Raw genomic sequence first — 21,394 nt, 5'->3', positions numbered from 1 at the left:
GGTTCGCGGCGGCGTCCCGCCCCGCTCCGCGCCCGCTCCCGAGGAGGCCCCCATGAGCGGGGAACCCCCCGCCGAACGGCGGCGTCCACCGGCCGCCGGGGCGCTTCGGACCGCGGCGGGGGTCCTCGGGTTCTGCGGCCGCGTCGTCCTGGCCGCGGCGGCCGCCACCCTGGCGCTGGCGTGCGTCCACTGGCTCGACGGGGGTCCCATGCCCGGCGCCCGGCTGGCCGCCCCCCTCGTCCCCGTGCTCCTGGTGGTCCTCGCCTGCCTGGGCCTGTCCGCCGCGAAGGTCCTCCTGGCCGCCGGCGCCACCCTGCTGATCTGCGTCGGCCTGATGATCACCCTCACCGTCGCCGAGCTGTACCCGCTGCTGCCCGTCATCGGCCGGATCGACACCGCCTGGCTGGCGCAGTGGGCGCTCGGCGACCGCCTGATCCTCTACGGGCTCCCCGTCCTGCTCACCGCGCTGCTGTTCGTCGCCGTCGAGACGAACCTCTCCGGGCTGATCCCCGTGGCCGGAGCCCCCGTCGCCCTGGTGGCGACCGGCGCCGCCGTGTTCGGCTCCGGAGCGGAGCCGGCGCCCGCCCTGTGGGACGAGATCGCCCGGGGCGGCGGGATGTACACCGGGTACGCCCTCTGGTCGGCGGCCCTGGTGGCGGTCACCCGGATCGCGATCCTCGTGGAACGCCGCAGGGGCTAGCCGCCGAGGATGGTGCCGAGGTCGACCTCGGTGCCCAGGAACATCGAGCCGACGATGAGCAGCAGCAGCCCCGGCAGCAGGGTCACCGCGGTGATCATGGTGACGCGCGGGTTCAGCCGCTGCGCCTTGCGGCGCATGTACTGGGCGTCGGCGCGGCGCATGTCCTGGCTGATGTTCACCAGGGTGTCGCTGAGCGGGGCGCCCAGCTCCTCCGCCTGCTGGATGGCGGTCACGAACTTGCTCAGCGAGTCGTTGCGGTTGCGGCGGCGCAGCATCTCGAACGCCTCCCGGCGGGAGGTGCCCAGCTCCATCTGGCGCAGCGCCAGGGTGAACTCGTCGGCCAGCACCCCCGGCATCGACTCCGCCACCCGGCCCACCGCGGCGCGGAACGACAGCCCCGCGCTGACGGTCACCGCGAGCACGTCCAGGAAGTCCGGCAGCTGGGACTGCACCCGGTCGGCGCGCTCCTGCGCCTGCACGTACAGGTTCAGGTCGGTGAGCCCCGCGAACGCCAGCACGATGACCCCCAGCAGGGGGTTCCCCACGAAGAACATCAGCGTCCCCAGCGACCCGTACAGGGCGATCTCGCCGATCTTGCGCCGCAGGTACCGGTCCGGGGTCAGCCCGTCGGGCCTCCCCGCCGCCTCGATGCGCCGGGCGATGGACCGCCGCCGCGTCTCGCCCAGCGACTCCAGCACCATCGCCGAGAACGGCCGCCCCAGCGCCTCGGTGATCCGGTGCAGGACGAACGTGCGCTCCTCCCGGGTGCGCGGCGGCGGCCCCGCCGGCTCGTCCACCCGGACCCGGGTCTGCGACATCATCAGGAACACCCCGTACGCGGCGGTCAGGACGACCAGTGCGGCGGCCGCCGACAGCGCGGCGGGGACGACCCAGGCCAGGTTCATCGGACGGACTCCTACAGGTCGAACTTGGTGATACGGGTGACCAGCGCGAAACCGGTGACGAACAGCGCCGCCACCACCAGCAGCACCCCGATGCCCGCCGGGGAGGTGGTCATGGTGCGCAGGATGCCCGGCTCGATGGCGTTGATCAGGAACAGCGCCCCCACCGACATGAACCCCAGCGCCCACACGGTGCTGGTGGTCTCGCTGAGGATGGTCTGCACCTCGCGCCGGGTCTCCTTGCGGTTCTCCAGGGTGGTGGAGATGTTCCGCAGCGCCGTCACCAGCGAACCGCCGGAGCGGGAGGCCACCAGCAGCGTCGACAGCAGCACCCCCAGCTCCCGGGACGGCATGCGTTCGCGCAGCTCGGCGACGGCCTCCTCGAAGGACGCCCCGAGCTTCATGGACTCGGTCATCCGCCGCAGCTCCTCGCCGGCCGGTCCGTCCAGCTCGTCGGCGGCGATCGCCACCGCCGTCGGCAGCGCCAGCCCCGCGGAGGTGGCGTTGCTCAGCACCCGCGCCAGGTCGGGGAGTTGGCCGGTGAACTCCTCACGGCGCTTGGCCTCGGCCCGGTTCAGGTAGGAGAAGAACAGGAACGCCACCCCCGCGGCGGCCAGCAGGCCGAAGAACGGCGCCAGCACCTGCCACACCACGAGCACCGCCAGCAGGGAGCCGCCGACCAGGGCGACCACGAACGTGGACACCCGCATGTCGGTCCCGGAGCGGGCGATCCGGCGGGCCAGCCGGGAACCCCACTGGGTCCGGTGCAGGGCGCGTTCCAGCCGGGCCATGGGGGTGGACGCCGCGTACTCGGCCTGGTCCAGGGCGCTGCGGGCGGCGATGAGCCGCCGCTGTTCGGCGCTGGCGATGAACTGCCACAGGGCCGCCAGCACGAGGCCCAGCACCAGGGCCAGACCGGCGAGGATCGCCGCCATCTGCCAGTTCACCGCGGCTCCTTTCGCGGGGTGGGGGCCACCCGGGGCGCGGGTGCCCTCACCACTCGTTCCGTTCCTCGGCGGGCACCACGCCGAACACGGCGGGCACGGTCTCGCCCATGTGGTAGATCCGCTCGGCGATGTGCCGGGGCAGCGGGGAGTGCCGGAACCGCCCCTCCACCGACCGGTTGGCCCCCAGCGGCAGCGCCTCGAACCTCAGGACCGTCTCCAGCCGGAACTCCTCGCGGCGCTTGGACGACACCACGCTGATCTCGTTGACCCGCCGCGACCCGTCCGGCCAGCGGCCCAGGTGCACGATGGCGTCCACGGCGTTGTTGATCTGGTCGCGGATCGCCTCGTAGGGGATGCGGCCGTCGCCGATCGTCGCCAGGGTCTGGATGCGGTGGATGGCGTCGTCGGCCGAGTTGGCGTGCACGGTCACCAGGGACCCGTCGTGGCCGGTGTTCATCGCCTGGAGCATGTCGATGGTCTCCTCGCCGCGGACCTCGCCGACGATGATCCGGTCCGGCCGCATCCGCAGCGCGTTGCGCACCAGGTCGCGGATGGCGACGGCGCCCCGGCCCTCGATGTTGGGCGGCCGCGACTCCAGCCGCACCACGTGCTCCTGCATGAGCTGGAGCTCGGCGGAGTCCTCGATGGTGACGATGCGCTCGGTGGGCGGCACGAACGCCGACAGGGCGTTGAGGAACGTGGTCTTGCCGGTGCCGGTACCGCCGGACACCACCAGGTTGAACCGGGAGCGCACCATCGCCGACAGCAGCACTCCGGTGGCCTGGTCCAGGCTGCCCATCCGCACGAGCTCGTCGATCGGGTACGGCTTGGGGAACCGCCGGATGGTGAGCACCGGCCCCGACAGCGACAGTGGCGGGATGATGACGTTGACCCGCTCGCCGGTGGGCAGGCGGGCGTCCACCATGGGCGACGACTCGTCCACCCGCCGGTTGACCAGGGAGACGATGCGGTCGATGGTCTGGTAGAGCTGCTCCTCGCCGTTGAACGCGGCGTCGACGCGCTGCATCCGCCCGCCGCGTTCGATGAACACGTTGTCCGGCCCGTTGACCATGATCTCGGTGATGCTCTCGTCGGCGAGCAGGGGCTCGAGGACGCCCAGCCCCAATGCCTCGTCGACCACCCTGCGGATGAGGACCGAGCGCTCCCGGTCCGACAGCACCGGTCCCTCGCGGGTGAGGATGTGCCCGACGACCTTCTCCAGCCGCACCCGGCGCTGGGCCAGGGTGAGCCGGGTCAGGTCCTCCAGGTTGATCTCCTCCAGCAGGCGCCGCCGCCAGTGCGTGACGCTGCCGCGGTCGGTGCGCGCCTCCGTTGCGCGGTCCTCCTCCAGCCGGTCCTTCAGGCCCATCGCCGACTCCTTCCCCCGGTTCCCCCGGATCCCCCCGCCGCCGCGGTGCGCGTCCGCGCCCCCGCGGTCCGGTACGCCCCCGCGTGCGGGTCCTGCGTCTCACACATTCGGCATGTCCACCCGTCGTGTCACGGTGATCCCGAACCCGGCGGACGAGAACACCACCGGCAGCGGGTGGGACACCTCCACGTAGAAGCCCTCGTGGTCGTTGGCGCCGCCGGTGACGGTCGCGTCGTCGAGCCAGGACGGCAGGGACTCGCGCGCCGTGGCCTCGGCGCCCTCCAGGCCCTGGAGCCCGGCGACCCGGGCCCCGGCCCGGGCGGCCGACTCCAGCCGCTCGGCGGCCACGAACGCCAGGAACGCCTCGATGGCGATGACCGCGGTGAGCAGCAGCACCGGGAACGCCATGGCGAACTCCAGCATCGGCCCGCCCCGGTCGTCGCGGCGCCCCCGGCCGCGGTGCCGGGCACCCCGGCGGAGCCGGTCGCGGAGGCCGGGGCGGTCGGGGCGGCGGGCGCGGCGGGTGCTCAACTCGACCCCGCCCCCCGCGGGTCGGCCGGGTCGCCCACGCTCCCGCGCGGGGCGACCTCGGTGACGATCCGCGACTCGGCGCTGATGTCCCAGGGGCCGGACGCCCCCGGCAGGAAGATCGGCATGGCCAGGGTGACGCGCGCGTGGCGGACACCGTCGCGTTCGACGATCTCCACGGTCATCACGTCCTCTCCGTCCCAGGGGGCGCGGACCCGCTTGCGGGCCTCCTCGTCGATGCGGGCCATGTCGTCGGGGGTGACCGCCGCCTGCCGGGCCGCCTCGGCGGCCCCGTGCGAGGCGTACATGGAGGTGATGCCGAGCAGCAGCACCTGCCACACCAGGGCCAGCGCCAGCATGAGGAAGGGCACCACCGCGGCGAACTCCACGATCACCCCGCCCCGGTCCGACGTCCGGCCCCCGCGGTCAGCCACCGAGACCACCGTGCCCGCCCGGGTCGCGCGACGGGCCGCCCGGGACGCCGGACCGGCGCGGGTCGGCCGAGGCGTGCACGAACCCCGACACGTCCCGGGTGGACTGGCCGCCCTCCATCACCGTGCGCGCGGAGACCAGGCCGCCCGGCGGGGTGGGCGCCCCGCCCTTGCCGTTGCCCGGTTGGGCGGGCGGGCTCAGCAGGTCGAGTTCGGCGGCCAGCCGGGAGAACGCCTTGCGCAGACCCTCGTCCGTGACCCGGGTGGGGTCGCCGTTGTTCTCGCCCGGCTCCAGCCCCCGGTAGGAGGCCGGGACGGGTGTGCGCAGCACCCGGGTGCCCAGCAGGTGGCGCAGGAAGTCCGGCTGGATCTCGTTCTTGCGGCTGTGTCGGTTGACCAGCGCGTACACGTCCTGCTGGGAGCGGACCTGGAGGCGTTCCCACATGCCCATCAGCCGCTGGGCGCCGCGCAGGGAGGGCACGTCGGGGGTGACGGCGACGACGGCGCGGTCGGCGAGCTCCACGGCCATGGCGGTGGCCTCGTTCATGATCGTGCCGCAGTCCACCACCACCAGCTCGTAGCGGGAGCGCAGCGCGGTCAGCACCCGGCGGGCGACCCGGGCGGTGACGTCCTCGCCGCGTTCGCCGTGCTCGGGGGCGAGCAGGACGTGCGGGCCGCGCGGGTCCACGTACAGGGTCTCCGCCAGCATGCCCGGGGTGATCTCGTCGCCGGCCCCCACCAGGTCGCCGATGGAGCGGCGGTGGCGCAGGTTGAGGAACGCGGGCAGGTCGCCGGTCTGCAGGTCCAGGTCGACCAGGCACACCACCCGGCCGGCGGCGGCCGCCGTGAAGGCCAGGTGCACGGCGCAGGTGGTGGTGCCCACCCCTCCCTTGGCGCCGCTGACCGCCAGCACCCGCCCGCGCACACCCGAGGCGGGCAGGTCGAGGGAGGCGGACTCCAGGTGGCGGCGCAGGGTGCGCGACCAGTCGGCGGCCCGGGCGATCCGGTTCTCCAGCTCGGCGATGCCGGAGTCGGCGGCCAGCACGCCGCGGGCGCCCGCCTCCATGGCCCCGGTGAAGGTGTCGGCGTCCATGGCGGAGGACACCAGCAGGATCGCCAGCTGCGGGTGCCGGTGGGACAGGTCGCGGATGGCGTCGAACACCGGGGCCGGGCCCAGGTCCTGGTGGATGAGCACGACGTCGAGGTCGGGGAACTCGCCGGCGGCGTCGATCAGCGCCGCGCTGGTGGAGCGGACGGCGACCAGGTCGGCGGAGGTGAGCTCGTCGAAGCGCGCGGCCAGCACCATCTCCGTCTCGGAGGTGGGCATGCCCGCCAGGACGCGGAAGTTCATCGGTCGCCTCCGGGGGTGCGGCGGGTGTCCCCGCCGGTCTCGTTGCCCTCGTCGGGGGAACCCTGGCCGACGAGGTCGTCCATGTCCTGGCTGCAGAACTCGGACTCGCCGGGGGAGCCGCCCCCGGCCGCGCTGACCAGGGCCAGCCGCATCTTGGTGGAGAAGTCCTCGGCGTAGGCCAGGCGCAGGGCGGCCTGCGGGTCCAGCCGGAACGTGACCGGTACGACCCCGGCGACGCCGCCGGCCTCGGTCTCCTGGGTGCGCAGCTCGCCGATGTCGAGGACCTCGACCTCGGTGAGGATCCGGACGGCGCAGGCCTCGCCGTGGTCGCGGGGCTGGAAGGTGGCGTAGATGTCGACGAACGAGCCGCGCTGCACCTTGCCCGCCACCCCGGTCTCGGCGTCGACCATGATCGCGATCTCGCGCTCGCCGGTGGTGAGGGTGGGCTGCGGCTGCACCATGCCCCGTTGCAGGTAGACGCCCGCCTCCAGGTGGGAGGCGGCGACGAGCTCCTGGTCGGCGGGCGTCTCGATCTCGGAGAGGTCGGAGAGGAACACCTCGGGGTCGAAGTACATGGCCGGCACCTGCACGGTCTCCACGGAGTCCGGGCCCAGGGGCTGGTAGGCGTCCACGTCCTCGGTCAGGCGCAGCACCGTCTCGAAGTCGCCGAGCTGCGACTCCCTGGAGTCGAGGTAGGCGAACACGGAGAAGAACACGGCGACGGCTCCGAGGGCGGCCACGACCATGAGGAGGACGCCGCGTCGCTGACGGGGGTTCATGGGAGGTCTGTTTCCGTTTCCAGGCTCGTTGCGGGCGACCCGTCCGGGGCCGGGGTCCTAGCGGGAGTAGGTCCGGGGGATTTCGGGGCGCGGCGCGCGTCCCGCGAGCGGAGGGTTCTCGGGTCGGTCGGGGGCGGGTGGTCGGGGGTCGGGGCCGCCGGCGGCCCGCGGGTCGGCGGCGGGGGCTCCGCCGCGGTCCCCGGGGTCGGGGTCGGCGGGTGGTCGGGGCGCGGTGGGGCGCGGGGCGCCGTGGGGGAGGCCGTCGACGGTGGAGTGCCAGGCGTCCTCGTCCACGGTGACCGGCGGCAGGGCCTCGGCCTCCAGGGACAGGTGCTGGTCGCCGTACGGGGGCCGGTCGTGCTCGTCGCTCCGTCCGGTCGCGGCGGCGCCCTCGCGGGCGCCCCGCGGGGATCCGGCGGCCCGGGCCGCCCACGCCGCCGCGGTGTCGCCGGGCACGGGCTCGCCCCGCACCCACACCCCGTCGTCGGCGGGCCGGTGCTCCCGGACGGGCCGGCGGCCGTCCGCCGGCGGGGTCTGCGGCCCCGGGGCGGGGCCGGGGGCCGTGGCGCGGGAGGGGCGGGGCCCATGGCGCGGGCGGGGTCGGGGCCGCGGCGGCGGTGCGGTGGCCGTCGCCGGTCCGCGCGGCCCACGCGGCGGCGGTGTCGGCGGGCGGACGCCCGGAGGGGGCCGCCGGGGCACCCGGTGCCGCCGACGGGCCCGGTGCGGCCGGTGCGCCCGTGGGCCGGTCGCCGAAGGCGGCGGCCGGCGGGCGCGGGCGCGCGGCGGCCGGGGAGGCCGCCGTCCGGGAGGGGCGCGGCCGCGGCCGCGCCGCGGGTGTCCGGTGCCGGGTCGGCGGTGCGGTGGCCGCCGGTGCCGGGAGCGGCCCAGGGGGAGACCGCGTCCGGGGGCGGGGCCTGCCGGCCGCCGTTCGGGCGGGGTTCGGGGCGGGTCCAGGTGCCGGTGTCGGTCACCGGGGGGTGCGCGTCGGCGGGCCCGGACATCCGGGTCCGCAGGGGGCTGCGGGCCGAGCCGGAGGCGCAGAACGGGCAGGGGGCCGCCGTCATGGGCTCGCCGCACCAGGAGCAGGCCGAGGCCCGCACCGCCCCGGCCGCGTAGGCGAGCGCCTGCGGGTGCGCGCTCAGGGCCACGAACTCCACGTACTTGGAGGTCCCCCAGTACACGGGCCCCAGCGGCTGCGCGGGCAGGGAGCGGGTCGCGACCGGCTGGATCGCCTGCGGGAGGTTGTCGTCGAACACGGCCGTGATGGCCGGGTCGGGGGTCGAGCACAGCAGCTGTACCGGCTGCACCGGCCGGAACGGCAGCCGCCGGGCCACCTCCGCGGGCCGCAGCCGCTCCACCCGCAGGATGGGCGCGCAGTACGCCAGGAACGACACGGTCGGCGCGTACGAGCCCATGTGCTGGCGGACCGAGGTGGGGATGGTCTCCAGCCCCGACACGGTCTTGAGCCAGGCGCCCGCGAGCAGGTGGCGGGGCAGCTCGGCGGACAGCGCGGCCACCATGCCCGGCGGCAGGTACGGCGCCAGGTAGGCCAGCTGGTCGGCGACCAGGGACAGGGCCAGGGGCGCCAGGTCCAGCGGGACGCCGGCGATGTGGTCGGTGCGCAGGGCTCCGCGGGCGAAGTTCACGGCGCGCCGGGCGTCGTCCTCCCGCCAGGACGGGTACAGCGCGACGACCTTGCGGTCCTCGGCGATCTGCTGCCGGGCGAAGGCGACGAACGCGGCGCTGCGTTCGCCGATGCCGTCGCCGTGCATCGTGAAGCGCTGCGCCCGGACCTCGCCCACGTGGCCCGTGCTGGGGATGTCCGCCAACAGGGCGACGGCCGTCGCCGACCGAGGTAGGGCTGTGGACACTGGGCAAGCTCCATCGGTTCTGCGCCTGGGGTGGGATGTGCCGGATGGCGTTCCGTGTGGAATGCCCCACTCGGTCGCATCGTAACGAATGTGTGCCAGGGCGCGGGAGCCCTCGCGTTTTTCCGCGATCGACGGGGGAAGGGCGCTGATCTCGGTCTCGAGGGAGGGCGGGGTCGGACCCCGGGGCACGTGGGGGCGGGCCGCGGGGCGGCCGTCGTTCTCCGGCGGCCCTGGTACGCGGGGGTTCCGGGGGTCCCGGCGACCGCGTGCGGCCACGGGGGGCGCCGGGTCACCGTGCTGGTCGTCGACTCTTGGGCCTTTTGTCTGTTATGTCCTCTTTTTTGGCTGGTGTCCGTTGTTCTGGTACTGCGTTCGCGTGTGTGCGGCGTTCTGGCGACCCCCCTAGAATGCCCTCCTTTTTCTTTCGTCACCAGGGACCAGGGTCCGGTTGTGGACAACCGCACTCCCGTTTTTCCCGCACCCTGGGGCGGACGTGGAGGGTGGTGGCGCAGGGATGGGTGTTGCCCCAGGTGCACGGTCGGGTGTCGTATTCGTCTCTTCGCGGTTGGCGGCCGTCCCACCGGGAACGATCAGAGCGGGTTTCGCGTCATATCGTGAGAAGCCACGCGCCCCCCAGAGGAGACGAACGATGCGCAAGGAAAACCGCGCCGCCGCGGGCGCCGCCGCCTGGCAGGTCATCCAGAACACGGACGGCAACATCTCCGTGTGGCAGCGGGCCGGAGCCGTTCCGCGCATGATGTGGGCCAAGGTCCGGGGCCGCTACCCCGAGATGAGCGCGGCCAAGATGCTCGGCATGATCGCCCTGACGCTCTACATCGTCTCGCCGATCGACTTCGTCCCCGAGCTGTTCGTGCCGCTGCTCGGCCTCACCGACGACGTCGGCGCCGCCGTGTGGCTGACCACCATGCTGCTGGGCGAGAGCGAGCGCTTCCTCCGCAAGGAGCGGGACGAGCGGGCGCAGCAGGCCTTCTCCCAGGCCAACGCGGGCTGGCAGGGGGCCCGGGGGCAGGCGGGCCCGGGGGCGGGCGCCCAGGGTTCGGGCGTGCCCCCGCAGGGATCCGAGGCCGGCCGCGCGGCTCCCCGACGGGAGCCCGGCAAGGCCCCGCGCTAGACACCCGGGACGACACCGAAGGCGGGCCGCGGCCCGCCTTCGGCGCGTCCGGACCCGGTCAGCCCGGGGGGACGATGGTGTCGATCATCCGGTCCACCAGCGCCCCGGTGTCCTCGTCGCCGAGCACGTCGGGCAGGGTCAGGGACTCCAGGAACAGGCCGGTCATCGCCAGGTAGAGCGTGATCACGGTGGAGCGGTCCCCGGGGAAGCCGCCCTCCAGGTGGAGGCGCACGTTGTCCTCCAGGGTGTCGCGGATGGTGCGGGTGAGCTCCGCGCGGATGCCCGGGTGGCGGTTGGCCTCCAGGCGCAGTTCCAGCAGGGCCAGGTAGCCGTTGCGGTCGCCCCGGATCCGGCGCAGCAGGTCGTGCATGCCGGCGCGGGTCTGTTCGCGGCTGGGCGCGGCGTCGGCGAACGACGCCATGAACTCCTCGGTGGGGGTCAGCCGCACGTGGACGTGGGCGCCCGCCTGCAGCAGCAGCTGGGCGCGGTCGCTGAAGTAGTTGGACGCGGTGCCGGTGGGGACGCCCGCGCGGGCGTCCACGGCGCGGAAGGTCAGCCCGCGCGCGCCCTCCTCGGCGAGCACGTCGATGGCGGCGTCCAGCAGGGCGCGGCGGCGCTCGGGGTTCCTGCGGACCATCGTCCGCCTCCTCTCTCTGCGTTCCCCCGGCCAGGGGAAGCGTGTTGCACGAATAACTTCACGTGTAGTACTTTAAGTGCAGTGGTCAACAGCCTACCCCAGGGAGACACCATGCATGTGAACCTCATCGGCACCGCCTACCTGTGCGACGAGCCCCGCGCGGCCGCCGACTGGTTCGTCGAGCACTTCGGGTTCGAGCTCGGCATCGACATCGGCTGGTACATCAACACCCAGCACCCGCAGCACAAGAACTTCTCGCTGGACTTCGTCGCCCGCGACCACGACTCCTCCCCGGAGGGGTTGCGCGGCCGGGCCGTCTCCGGAGCCCTCGTGGCCTTCCTCGTCCCCGACGTGGAGGCGGAGGAGAAGCGCCTGCGCGAGGCCGGGCTGGAGGTCACGCTGCCGCTGAGCCGCGAGGCCTGGGGGCAGTACCGCTTCCAGGTCGCCGGGCCGCAGGGGCTGTTCGTGGAGATCCTCCAGATGGTCGAGCCCGACCCGCAGTGGCTGAAGGACAACGGGTTCCTCCCGGAGTGAGCCGGGGCGCTCCGCCGTGAACTCCGTCCGCGCCCCGGTCCCAGGCCGGGGTGCGGACGGAGTTCACGGCGGGTACGGCGTTCGTTCGGCGAACAGCGAATCGGAAAGGCGTACAATCCCGCCCTACAACAGAAGAACCAGTCCTTGAAAGGACATAGGTGAACACATCCCCTGATGGGGCACAACAGTCCCGTCGTTCACTCAAATGGCCCCTGGCCGCCGGTGCCGCACTGGTGGCCGTGGGCCTGGGCGCGGGCCTGGTGTACCTGGACCCGTTCTCACCGGACCCCGCGGCCGAACGGGCCGCGTCGGAGGAACCGGAGGCGCCCGCCTACGCGGGCGACCACGTGCTCGGCTACGCCTGGTCCGAAGCCTGGTACAACGGCGACGCACAGGGGGTCGCCGACGACCTCGCCGAGCTCTGGAGCGAGCAGATCCCGCAGGTCGCCTTCGAGACCGACACCGCGCGCGACCCGGCGCACGACTTCGCCGGCCTGCTCGGCGGGGTGGAGGGCGTCCGGCAGGACGGGCCGTACCGCACCGACGTGCTCATGTCCTCGAACGTGTTCCACCACGGAGTCCTGCACGGCACCGACGCGCCGGGCGGAGAACCGGTCGAGGGCGTCGAGGAGGTGCGGGTGCTGGGCAACGTCCGCCCCTCGGGGGCGCTCCATTTCGTGGTCCCCGCCGACTCCGGCATCCGGACCCTCGACGACCTCGCCGGGCGCACCGTCGCCATCGGGGAGGGAGCGCACCCCGAGGACCTCGAGTCGGCCGCGGGGCTCGTCCTGGAGACCGCCGGCCTGGCGGACCGGGTCGCCTTCGTCGACGACCGGGACACACCCCTGGGCCGGGGCCTGTTCGAGGAGGACGTGGCCGACGCGTACGCGATCATGGACGCGCTCCCCGCCGGGGAGGTCGACACCATCGACTCCCTCGGATATGAGGTGCGCGTCCTGGACATCGGCGCAGGGACGGCGGAGGAGGTCGCCGGGGAGGTCTCCTTCTACTCCCCGGTCGCCGTCGACGCGCGGACCTACCTCGGCCAGGAGGAGGAGATCACCCTGGTGAGCACCTGGGACACGCTCTACGCCCCGCCCGGGCTCGACGGGGAACTCGCCCGCCTGCTGGTGGAGACCATGTACGCGGGGCTGGCCGAGGCCACGCACGGGGAGTGGGTCCGGGTGGAGAACGCGCTGGTCGGGATCGACCCCGACACCCTGCACCCCGGGGTGCGGGGCTACTACGAGGAGCAGGGCCTGCTCTGACACGCCCCGGCGGTCCCGCGTCCTACGGCCGGAGGTGCTCCGCCAGCGGGCCCAGCACCGCGATCCACTCGCGGACCACGGTCTCCGCGACCACGCCCTCCAGGACGAAGGGGTCCTTCTCCAGCAGGGCGCGCACCTCCTCGGCCGAGTCGGCGCGGAACAGCAGCAGCGCGCCCGGGTCGTCCTGGGCGCCGAACGGGCCCGAGACCAGGTTGACGCCCTGCTCGGAGAGCCCGTTCAGGTACTCGCGGTGCGCGGGGCGGTGCTCGTTGCGGGCGGCGGTGCTGTTCTCGGCGTAGATGTAGGTGACGGCGTAGACGGCCATGGGGCGTCCCTCCTGGTGGCTGGGTTGTACCGCCCCATGATCCCGGACCGCCCGCGCCCGCGCCCGCGCGCGGCCGGGGCGCCGGGTCGCCCCGTTGCGCGCCGCGGACCGCCCGGGGACCGGGGCCGGCCCGGGTCAGCGGGCGCGGTGGGCGGCGTACTCCCAGGTGCGCACGACCATGTCGGTGCCCGCGTGGACGAGCGCGGCGGCCAGGACCAGGGTGAGGGCGACGGCCAGCACGTACACGGCGGCGGCGATGGCCCGGCGCGCCGCACGGTGGCCGCGCGGGACCGGCGGCGGGGTCACCGGGCGCCGCCCGCCGCGGCGGGCGCCGGGCCGCAGGCCAGCTCGGCGAACGCCCGACCCTCGGGGAGCAGCAGCCAGGCCGCCAGCCCGTGCAGGCTGGGGTCGGCCCGCCCGTCGGGGCCGGCCACCGCCGAGGTCAGGAACACCCGCACCGTCCCGAAGTCCGCCTCCGCCCGGGCCAGCAGGTTGCCCAGCCCCAGGCGGTGCTCGGCCCACTCGCGCACCGGGGCCGCGCCCGGGTCCACGGAGGTGCCGCGTACCAGGTCGCCGCGGGTGACCACCACCGCGAGCCGGCCGCTCGGGCCGCGTTCGGGAGACCGCCGGCCGCGCTCGACCTCGTCGCGCACCGTGCCGTAGGCCAGCTCCGGGTCGCGGGTGTGCGAGCGCTCCCCGGCCAGCCGGTCGCGTTCGGCGGCGGTCAGGCAGCGCCACACCGCCGGGATCCCCAGCGGGTCCACCACCAGCACGAACGTGGACGCCTCGCCCAGGTAGGCGAGCTCCTCGGTGGTGGCGGAGCGGTTGAACCGCTCCCCGGCGGCGTCGAACACCTGCAGGACCAGGGCCCGGCGCCCCGCCCCCAGCCGCGCCGTCGCCGCGCGCACCTTGCGGCCCGGCGGGGTGGGGCGGGTGCGGTGGTCGGGGGCCGACACGCGCGCGCCCTCGCGGGAGAGCCGCGCCGCCTCCTCGCCGAGTGGTTCGAGGTAGGAGTCCGACCCGTGCCGGGCCGCCTGCTCCAGGGCCAGGTGCAGTCCCGCCGCCAGCCGGGTCTTGCCCGCCCCCGTGCCGCCGAACAGCGGCAGCAGGAACTCGCGCGCCTCCCCGGGCCGGTGCTCCAGCGGCCGGTCGCAGTGCGGGCACAGCGTCTCCAGGTCGGCCGCGCCCAGCAGGATGAGGGTGGGCAGGGTGCGGTCGCAGCGGCAGCGCCTGCGCAGCAGGCCGCGCGCGCCCGGGCGGACCCGGTCGTGCCGACGCCCGCAGCGGCCGCACAGGTAGGCCGGGTAGGGCAGCCGCCGGTAGCACTCCGGGCACACCATCCGGATCCGGCGCACCGTCCGCAGCCCCGTGTCCACCAGACGCAGCGCCCCGGCCAGGGACCAGGCGGCGGCCAGGTAGGCGCCCACCACCAGGGCGTGGGCGGTGACGTGGGGGAGCAGCAGCACGCCCCACAGCGCGGACGCCCGCCAGGTGCGCCGCACCGCCGCGCACAGGTCCCACCAGGCCGGGCCGCCGTGGTACCCGCGGTGGGCCGGCTCCTCTCGGCCGTCGGGCACGGGCTCGGCGGGGTGGTCGCCGCCGAGCATGACCCGGTGCACCTCCCGCAGGTACAGCCACGTCAGCACGACCAGGCCCGCCACCGCGGCCAGCACCCCCGTGCCGACCAGCAGGCTCACCACCGCCGCCAGGATCCACCAGCGCAGCAGCACCACGACCGCGCCCACCGAGACCAGCAGGAGAACGCCCAGGAGGGCGGCCTCGGGCCGGGCCGCACCGCCGTCGTGTCCGCGGACGCCGCTCACACCCGGTCACCTCCCCGGACCCCGAACAGGCCGCGCCGGGACCGGTGCCCGCGCACCCACAGGTCGAACCCGGCGGCCTCCCCGCGCGGCAGCCGCCGCCGCACCCGCCCGGTGTTCCGCCGCCCCCAGCCCGCCAGGGCCGGGAGCAGCACCTCCTGTTCCACGACCGCCGCCCGCCCGGGGCCCAGCCCCGACCGCAGCGCCGCCAGGTACACGCGGGCGGCGGCGCCGGTGTCCGGCGGGTCGTCGCACAGGCGGTGGGCGGCCGCCTCCCGGTAGGCGACGAACACCTCCTCCGGGCAGTCCCGCAGCACCCGCGCCGCGGTCGGCGGCCCCCACCGGTCCAGCAGCAGCGCGGCCACGGCCCGCAGCGACACGTCGACGGGGGTGGGGTGCGACCGGGCCAGCAGGGGCCACGGTCCGGGGGCGTCGGCCGCGCCGGACTCCACCGTCCGCGACCAGGCGGTCAGGGCCGCCTCCAGGGCCGCCCGGTCGCCGAGCACCCGTTCTGCCTCCGCCGGGATCCCCCCGCGCAGCGCGTGGCCCGCCACCTCCTCGGCCAGGGCGTGCCAGGCGGGTTCGGCGCCCACCGGGGGAGCGGCCAGCAGCGGAGCGCACACCCACCCCGCCACGTCCGGGGCCGTCCGCACCCCCGTCCCCAGGACCCGCAGCGTGCGCAGCGCGGCCCGGGGGCCGTGCCCGCGCCCCCACACCTCGTCCAACAGTGCCGCGTCCACGTCGTGCGCCGGTACCCCGGGGGAGCCCGCCGCCCGGCCCCCGACGCGGATCACGGCCACCTCCTCCAGCAGCCGGGCCGGGTCCTCCCGCCCGTCCAGGCCCAACCGCCGCAGCTCCCGCAGCAGCGCCCCGCCGTCGCGGTCCCCGGTGAACAGCGCGCCCACCGGGCCGCACGCCAGCTCGCCCAGCCGGTCCCGGGGCAGGTCGGCCAGCCGGGCCGCGGCCCCGCGCCGCACCTCCGGGTGGGCGGAGAGCAGGGCCTCGACCGCCGGTCCGGGGGCGTCCCCCGGCGGGGCGGCCGCCAGCAGCGGGCCCACCACCCCGTGCCCGTACCGCTCCAGCGCCAGGGCCGACGGGACCAGGCCGCAGGCACGGGACCAGCGCAGCAGCTCCACCGCCCGCTCCGGCGGCGTCCACTCCGGAACGCCGTCCCGGCCGGGCGCGGCGGAGCCGGGGAACGGCGCCGAGAGCAGGTCGGCGATCCGCTCCCGCGCCGCCTCCCGCACCGGTTCGGAACGCGTCGGCAGCGCGGCCGGGGCCGCCGCCCCCGCCACGATCCCGTCCAGGCAGCGGTGGACCACCAGCCGGTCCAGCCGGCCGATCAGCGCGGGCGAACCCGTCCGGTGCGCCACCCTCTGCAGGTCGGCCAGCACGCGGGCGTCGGCCGCCCCGTCGTCGACCACCCGGTCGGCCAGCGCCGCGGCGTCCCGGGCGGGCAGCCACTCCACGGCAGCCGGGAGCCAGGCGCGCACCGCGCGCAGCTCCGCCGCCGTCACACCTGTAGAGGGGGCGCCGGGCGGGGCGGCGGACGGGGCGGCGAGCAGCTCGGTGGCGACCAGCACCGGGTGCCAGTCCGCCAGGGAGGCCTCCCGGCCGCCCGCGCGGCGCCCCGCCGCCCGCCACAGCCGCTCGGCCCCGCGCGTCCCCGCCGTCACCGCCCGGGCGGCCGCCTCCCCGCTCGCGGGCGGCGGGGCGGGCAGCGCGTCCAGCGCGCCCACCACCGGGTCCACCACCGTGAACCGGCCCCGCAGCGGTTCCAGGTCGACGCCCGGCGGCACCCCCACCACGTGGGCGAACGTCTCCTGGGGGCTGGCGCAGTAGGTCGAGAACGCCATGGCCCGGGCCCGGTCCGGCGGCAGCAGGTGCGCCAGCGCCGCCACCCAGTGCGCCACCGTCGCGCTGTCGGCGACCAGCACCACCGGCCGCCCCCCGGCGATCGCGGCGTCCACCGCCGCCAGCAGCCGCACCACCAGCTCCGGCGGGCGGCGGCGCACCCAGGAGTCGGTGCGCGCCCGGCCCAGCGGTCCGCCGGGCACCTCCAGCACCGGCAGGTCGCGGTCGGACACCGGGGCCGACACCCAGAAGTCGGCGTCCCACAGCTCGGCCGCCAGCGGTCCGCCCGCCCCCACCAGGCTGTGCGCGAAGTAGTTGCCCGGCCGCCCCGACGGGTCCGGGCCGCACGACACGATCCGGCTCACCACCGGGTACCCGCCCAGGTCGGGGGAGTAGCACAGGTTCACCGGGTGCTCCTCCACCCGGCCGCCGGGCGGCTCGTACACGGTGAACCGCTCCACCTCCTGCAGCACCCGCTGGTCCACCCCCGGCGTGGCCGCGTTGAACTGGTAGCCCGCGTACCCCGACAGCCCGTGCTCGCACGAGGTGTAGTAGAGCTGCGCGAAACCCATCAGGACCGCCCTTCGCGGGACGGGACCACACCGAAGCCGCCGAGCATCCACAGGAACGGGTCGGCGACCCGGTAGGGGCGCACCCCGCCCCGCAGGCGCTGCTCGGCGTCGGGGGCGTGCCCGAGCGCCGACACCCCGAAGTACCGGGCGTCGGCGTAGTGGTTGGTGATGTGCGCGTCGATGCGGCCGCCGTCCCACCGGTGCAGCAGCCGCCGGATCTGGACATGCACGTCGCGGCTGTCGGACTCGTCGAAGTAGGGGGCGTCGGGCTGGGGGCGGCGCAGCGGCGAGCCCGGGTCGAGCGCGTCGTGGAACACGTCGAGCTTGGTCAGGCACACCGCCATCGGAACGGGGATGAGCCGCGAGGGCGAGCCCGCCCGGTGCAGCAGCAGGTCGGTGACCCGGCTGAGCATGTCCAGCGGCGGGTGCTCGGAGCGTTCGGGCGGCGGCAGGGGGGTGCCGGGGGCGGCCTCGGCACGGGCGCCCCGCATCCGCAGCGGGTCCAGCAGCAGGATGACCCCGTCGGCGTTGTCGAGGTAGCGCAGGTTGGTCTCCACGCTCTCCTGTGTGGTGAGGTCCTCGCCCGCGGTGTCGAAGAACGACAGCAGCGTGTGCCGGGGGCGGCGCGACCACGGGCCGCGCGGGCGGGTGGTGAACCGGAACACCAGGGGCTCGCGGGCCGCCCCGGTGCGGCGGGTGGCGGCCAGCAGGCGGGCGTCGTCGTACAGCGGGGACTCGTAGTCGGTGTGGAAGCGGTGCCGGGTGTGGTCGTCGGACCCGCCGACCGACGCCTGGAACCGGGCGCCGACCCGGTGCATCAGCTCGTGGATGAGCACGGTCATGAACACGGTCTTGCCGGACTCGCGGGCGCCGACCAGGGCGATGAGGCGGCCGGGGATGCGGCCGAAGTTCACCGGCAGCCGCGCGTGGCAGGTGACGCACACCCGGGTCGCGGTGGAGGCGCCGCAGTCGGGGCACACCGCGCGGGGGCGGCGGCCGTCGGCGGCGAACACCGGCGGCAGGCGCTCGCGGCGGCCCAGGTGGGCGCGGACCGCCGCGTCGTCGACGGGGGCGCACCGGGAGCCGTCGGGGCCGGGGCGGCCGGTGCAGCGGAACAGGATGAGGCGTTCGGTGAGCCGGGTGTAGCAGTAGGGGCACACGAGGCGGTCGGCGCGCGCCGGGCGCAGCAGGTCGAGAGCGGTCAAAGGCGGAGCTCCTTCACCGAGGGCTGGCACAGCCGGGTGCCGTCCGGGTCGTCCCCCACGGGGAGGCACACCAGCCAGGCGGGGCCGGAGGGCCGGGGCGGGCGGACCCGCAGGGACAGCCGCCGGCCCGCCGTGAGCCGCTGGGACGGGAACACGGCCAGCACCCGGCCCTGGTCGGCGCGGTCCGGCGGGAACCCGCCCTCGGCGTAGACGACGGCGACGCGCGGGGAGGTGCAGTCGGTCCGGGCGGCCAGGGTGACCCGCCGGTCGCGGCGCAGCAGCCCGGCGGGGACGACGTGGTAGTCGAGCACGGGGCCGCCGGGGACGGTGAGGGCGGCGGGCGGGCCCGGGACGCCGCCGACGACGGCGCGCACGGCCACCCGCACCGGGCCGGGGCCCATGGGGGCCTCGAACCCGCCCCCGGCCTCGTACCGGGGGCGCTCGCACAGGCGCTCTCCGCCCTGCGGGGAGCCGAAGGAGCGCCAGGACACCCGGGCGGCGGCCGCCTCGTCGGGCCAGGTCCAGCCCAGCCGCACCAGGTCGCCGAACCGCCGTGCGTGCAGCCCCGCCACGGCGGGCACGGCCACCACCCGCACGGAACCGCCGACCACGGCCTGGTCGCCGCACGAGGTCACCGCCACCACGTGGTGCGTCCCCGCCCCCAGCGCCACCCCCACCCGCACCCGCTCCGACCGCGCAGTGCCCGTTCCCTCGGAGGCACCGGCCGTGCCGGATCCCTCGGCCGCCGCCCGGTGCCCGGGCGTCTCGGCGTGCCGGGCCGTTCCAGGGGCACCGGCGGTACCGAGTCCTTCGGCCGCCGCCCGGTGCCCGGTCGTCTCGGATGTCCCGATCGCCTCGTGGGCATCGGCCGTCCCGGGGGCACCAGTGCTCTCGGGCATCACCCGGTGCCCGATCGTCTCGGATATCTCAATCGCCTTGTGGGCATCGAGCGTCCCAGAGGCACCGGCCGTCCCGCGGCTTCCAGCCGTCCCGGGGGCACCGGCGGTCCAGGAGGGCTCGGGCATCGCCGGTGGGGGCGTCACCCGTACCCCGCGGGCATCAGGGGTCTGCGGGGGCGCAGGCGTCACCGTTGCGGTCACCGGCGGGCGGCCGGTGCGCCGTCCGCTACGGACCACTCCGGACTCGGCGGCACCACCGGCGCCGCCGGGCCCGGGGGGCGCGGGCGGGTCGGTGAAGGGCACGGGGGCGCCGTGCGCGGCGAGGTCGGCCGGGGGCACGCGGGCGCCCGGGGGCCAGGGCGGCGGGGCGGGCGCGGTACGCAGGGACACGCGCCCGCGGGCCGGCGGGGTCCAGGAGGCGGTGAACCCGCCCTCGTCGTCCGGCACCACCAGCAGGTCCTCCACCGGTGGCGGGGGCGGGCCCGGCACCACCCGGCGCACCAGCCCCTCCGAGCCGCAGGCCGAACCTCCCGAGGTCAGGTACACCGCCCGCACGCGGTAGTAGTACTCCACGTCCGGCCGCACGTCCGGATCCCGGAACCCCATCCCGTCGGTCGCCACACGGACCCCGTCGCCGCCCCGCGGCGGGGCGCCCTCGCCGCGCACCACCTCCACCCGGACCGCCTCCGGCGGCACCCGCCACGACCCCGACACGTCCCGTTCGCCCGCGTGCACGGACAGGTCCGCGACCTCCGGGGCGAGCAGCACCGGGTCGGTCCCGACCGGCTCGGAGACGCCCCGCCCCTCACGCACCGCCGCCACCGTGTACCGCACCTCCGCGCCCACCGGCAGCCCCGGGTCGATGAGCTCCGTTCCGTTCACCTCTCCGACCGGCACCTCCCGGCCGCCGCGGCCCACCCGGCGCAGCACCCGGTAGCCGATCCGCCCCACCAGGCTCGGGCTGGGCCGCCACACCACCACGGCGCCGCGCCCCTCCACCCGGGCGCGCACCTCGCGCGGCGGCAGCGGCGGCACCTCGCCCAGGCGCGCCACCAGGGCCTCGTCGTCGGCGGCCAGCGCGCAGGCGTCGGCCAGCGCCCGCGCCGCCTCCTCGTCTCGGCCCCCGCGCAGCGCCGCCTCCGCCCGGGCCGACAGCTCGTCCACCCGGGCCGCGCGCTCCCGGACCTGGGCGGCCAGCCCGTGGTCGGCGGGCAGGTCCGCCGCCGCGGCCTGGGCCTGGCGCAGCTGGTCGTCGGCGAGCAGGTCGCGCACCTCGCGTTCGGCGCGGGCGATCCGGTCCGACCCCGCCGGGCGGCGGCGCACCGCCGCCGCCAGCAGGGCCGCCTCCGGCTCCAGCAGCCCCCGGCGGACCCAGGGGCGGGCCAGCGCCGCCTCGCCCACCTCGGCCGGCCGCGCCCGCAGGTCCTCGGCGACCTCCCACAGCACCACGGCGTCGCGCTCGACCTGGGAGCCACAGGAACGCAGCACGCCCAGCACGCTCTCCGCCGCCGCCTTGCCCTCGGTCAGCGGCTCCACCTGCACCCGCGCCACCGCCTCGTCCAGCGCCGCGTCGTCCAGGACGCCGCCGTCCGCCAGCCGGAACCCGTCCACCACCGTGAATCCGCCCGCCAGCCGCCCCGCCCCGAACACCACCTCGGGGGAGAACACCGCGCCCCGGGTGCGCAGGTTGTCGCGCAGGCTGCGGAAGGTCCGCACCGGCGGCTGCACCGGCAGCTCCGGCAGGCGCTCCACCACCCGCACGCCCCGCTCCCGCAGCAGGTGCTCGGCCTCGGCCTCGGGCAGGCCCACCGACCCGGCCATCGCCCGCAGCGACCAGCGGTCCACCAGGGAGGTGGCGAGCCCGTCGACGATGTCGGACCACTCCGCCAGCGCCCGCCGCGCGGTCTCGTCCCGCACCCGGGAGAAGTGCGCGTGGGTGAGCGCGCCCTCCCGGTCCAGCCGCTCGTGCGCCGCCACCAGGTCCACCAGGACTCGGCGCAGGGTGCGGCGCCGCGCCTGGAGCCCCCGCCAGTAGGTGCACACCGCCGCGACGTGCGCGGCGAACGCCCCCGGGTCGGCGGCCAGCCGCCGCTCCAGCTCCGGGCCCACCCCGTAGCGCACGAACAGGTCGGCGGGCGGCCCGCCGGTGCGCGCCGCCGCCAGCACCTCGTCCTCGTACCGCCGCCGTTCCCGTACGTCCCAGGGCACCGCCGTCCGCTCCCTCGCCGCAGTCCGCTCCGCACCGTCCCCGCGCCCGCGTCCGGCGGGCC

19 protein-coding genes are annotated in these 21,394 nt (G+C 76.1%); 4 read left to right on the top strand and 15 right to left on the bottom strand.

From position 1 onward, the window contains the following. Window positions 1-52 precede the first annotated feature (52 nt). Entirely contained in the window at window positions 53-700 is a 648-nt protein-coding gene (locus KGD84_RS24910) for a hypothetical protein (RefSeq protein ID WP_220562799.1), read from the top strand. On the opposite strand, the gene KGD84_RS24905 is transcribed toward KGD84_RS24910, so the two are convergent. The 8 genes from KGD84_RS24905 to KGD84_RS33735 all read right to left on the bottom strand — a co-directional run bounded on the left by KGD84_RS24905 (window position 697) and on the right by KGD84_RS33735 (window position 8,878). Beyond that, window positions 697-1,605: a type II secretion system F family protein gene (locus KGD84_RS24905; RefSeq protein WP_220562798.1), complete on the bottom strand. Its 909-nt coding sequence runs from the start codon at window positions 1,603-1,605 to the stop codon at window positions 697-699. The genes KGD84_RS24910 and KGD84_RS24905 overlap by 4 nt on opposite strands. 11 nt (window positions 1,606-1,616) lie before the next feature. Beyond that, on the bottom strand, window positions 1,617-2,549 hold the full coding sequence (locus tag KGD84_RS24900) for a type II secretion system F family protein (protein WP_220562797.1): 933 nt from the start codon (window positions 2,547-2,549) through the stop codon (window positions 1,617-1,619). A 46-nt stretch (window positions 2,550-2,595) separates the two neighbouring features. Further along, the gene (locus KGD84_RS24895; RefSeq protein WP_220562796.1) at window positions 2,596-3,918 is read right to left on the bottom strand and encodes a TadA family conjugal transfer-associated ATPase; all 1,323 of its coding nucleotides are present in this window, start codon (window positions 3,916-3,918) and stop codon (window positions 2,596-2,598) included. Between the two features lie 99 nt (window positions 3,919-4,017). Then, window positions 4,018-4,341, bottom strand: coding sequence for a TadE/TadG family type IV pilus assembly protein (locus tag KGD84_RS24890; protein WP_220565298.1), 324 nt, complete (start codon window positions 4,339-4,341; stop codon window positions 4,018-4,020). A 104-nt stretch (window positions 4,342-4,445) separates the two neighbouring features. Next, the gene (locus tag KGD84_RS24885; protein ID WP_220565297.1) at window positions 4,446-4,835 is read right to left on the bottom strand and encodes a pilus assembly protein; all 390 of its coding nucleotides are present in this window, start codon (window positions 4,833-4,835) and stop codon (window positions 4,446-4,448) included. 37 nt (window positions 4,836-4,872) lie between these two features. After that, window positions 4,873-6,228 (bottom strand): CpaE/TadZ family protein, encoded by a 1,356-nt coding sequence (locus KGD84_RS24880; RefSeq protein ID WP_220562795.1) that lies wholly within the window; start codon window positions 6,226-6,228, stop codon window positions 4,873-4,875. Continuing rightward, window positions 6,225-7,007 carry a Flp pilus assembly protein CpaB gene (gene cpaB, locus KGD84_RS24875; protein ID WP_220562794.1) on the bottom strand — a complete coding sequence of 261 codons (783 nt, stop codon included), beginning with the start codon at window positions 7,005-7,007 and terminating at the stop codon, window positions 6,225-6,227. Before cpaB ends, KGD84_RS24880 begins: the two co-directional genes overlap by 4 nt. Next, window positions 7,004-8,878 (bottom strand): hypothetical protein, encoded by a 1,875-nt coding sequence (locus KGD84_RS33735; protein ID WP_338151189.1) that lies wholly within the window; start codon window positions 8,876-8,878, stop codon window positions 7,004-7,006. The genes cpaB and KGD84_RS33735 overlap by 4 nt, the downstream gene beginning before the upstream one ends. Before the next feature lie 649 nt (window positions 8,879-9,527). Here KGD84_RS33735 and KGD84_RS24865 point away from each other — a divergent pair. Continuing rightward, window positions 9,528-10,010, top strand: coding sequence for a YkvA family protein (locus KGD84_RS24865; RefSeq protein WP_220562790.1), 483 nt, complete (start codon window positions 9,528-9,530; stop codon window positions 10,008-10,010). Between the two features lie 58 nt (window positions 10,011-10,068). On the opposite strand, the gene KGD84_RS24860 is transcribed toward KGD84_RS24865, so the two are convergent. Next, window positions 10,069-10,647 (bottom strand): TetR/AcrR family transcriptional regulator, encoded by a 579-nt coding sequence (locus KGD84_RS24860; RefSeq protein WP_220562789.1) that lies wholly within the window; start codon window positions 10,645-10,647, stop codon window positions 10,069-10,071. A gap of 111 nt (window positions 10,648-10,758) precedes the next feature. Between KGD84_RS24860 and KGD84_RS24855 the strand changes: the two genes are divergently transcribed. Then, window positions 10,759-11,181: a VOC family protein gene (locus KGD84_RS24855; RefSeq protein ID WP_220562788.1), complete on the top strand. Its 423-nt coding sequence runs from the start codon at window positions 10,759-10,761 to the stop codon at window positions 11,179-11,181. 158 nt (window positions 11,182-11,339) lie between these two features. Beyond that, on the top strand, window positions 11,340-12,449 hold the full coding sequence (locus KGD84_RS24850; RefSeq protein ID WP_260697155.1) for a TAXI family TRAP transporter solute-binding subunit: 1,110 nt from the start codon (window positions 11,340-11,342) through the stop codon (window positions 12,447-12,449). 22 nt (window positions 12,450-12,471) lie between these two features. Here KGD84_RS24850 and KGD84_RS24845 read toward each other — a convergent pair whose 3' ends face one another. The 6 genes from KGD84_RS24845 to KGD84_RS24820 all read right to left on the bottom strand — a co-directional run bounded on the left by KGD84_RS24845 (window position 12,472) and on the right by KGD84_RS24820 (window position 21,332). Beyond that, the gene (locus KGD84_RS24845) at window positions 12,472-12,774 is read right to left on the bottom strand and encodes a YciI family protein (protein ID WP_220562786.1); all 303 of its coding nucleotides are present in this window, start codon (window positions 12,772-12,774) and stop codon (window positions 12,472-12,474) included. Between the two features lie 135 nt (window positions 12,775-12,909). Beyond that, on the bottom strand, window positions 12,910-13,080 hold the full coding sequence (locus KGD84_RS24840) for a hypothetical protein (protein ID WP_220562785.1): 171 nt from the start codon (window positions 13,078-13,080) through the stop codon (window positions 12,910-12,912). After that, entirely contained in the window at window positions 13,077-14,597 is a 1,521-nt protein-coding gene (locus KGD84_RS24835) for a TRAFAC clade GTPase domain-containing protein (protein WP_220562784.1), read from the bottom strand. The genes KGD84_RS24840 and KGD84_RS24835 overlap by 4 nt, the downstream gene beginning before the upstream one ends. Then, complete coding sequence (locus tag KGD84_RS24830) at window positions 14,594-17,020, bottom strand: GTPase-associated protein 1-related protein (RefSeq protein ID WP_260697154.1); 2,427 nt, start codon at window positions 17,018-17,020, stop codon at window positions 14,594-14,596. Before KGD84_RS24830 ends, KGD84_RS24835 begins: the two co-directional genes overlap by 4 nt. Beyond that, a complete protein-coding gene (locus KGD84_RS24825) occupies window positions 17,020-18,225 on the bottom strand; it encodes a TRAFAC clade GTPase domain-containing protein (RefSeq protein ID WP_255646785.1) in 1,206 nt (401 codons plus the stop codon). The genes KGD84_RS24830 and KGD84_RS24825 overlap by 1 nt, the downstream gene beginning before the upstream one ends. Further along, a complete protein-coding gene (locus KGD84_RS24820) occupies window positions 18,222-21,332 on the bottom strand; it encodes a fibronectin type III domain-containing protein (protein WP_220562782.1) in 3,111 nt (1,036 codons plus the stop codon). The genes KGD84_RS24825 and KGD84_RS24820 overlap by 4 nt, the downstream gene beginning before the upstream one ends. Window positions 21,333-21,394 lie beyond the last annotated feature (62 nt).

This window comes from Nocardiopsis changdeensis (assembly GCF_018316655.1).
In the GTDB taxonomy this organism is placed as follows: domain Bacteria; phylum Actinomycetota; class Actinomycetes; order Streptosporangiales; family Streptosporangiaceae; genus Nocardiopsis; species Nocardiopsis changdeensis.
Note: the sequence above shows the minus strand (reverse complement) of the source record. Positions and strands in the feature narration are given on the sequence as shown.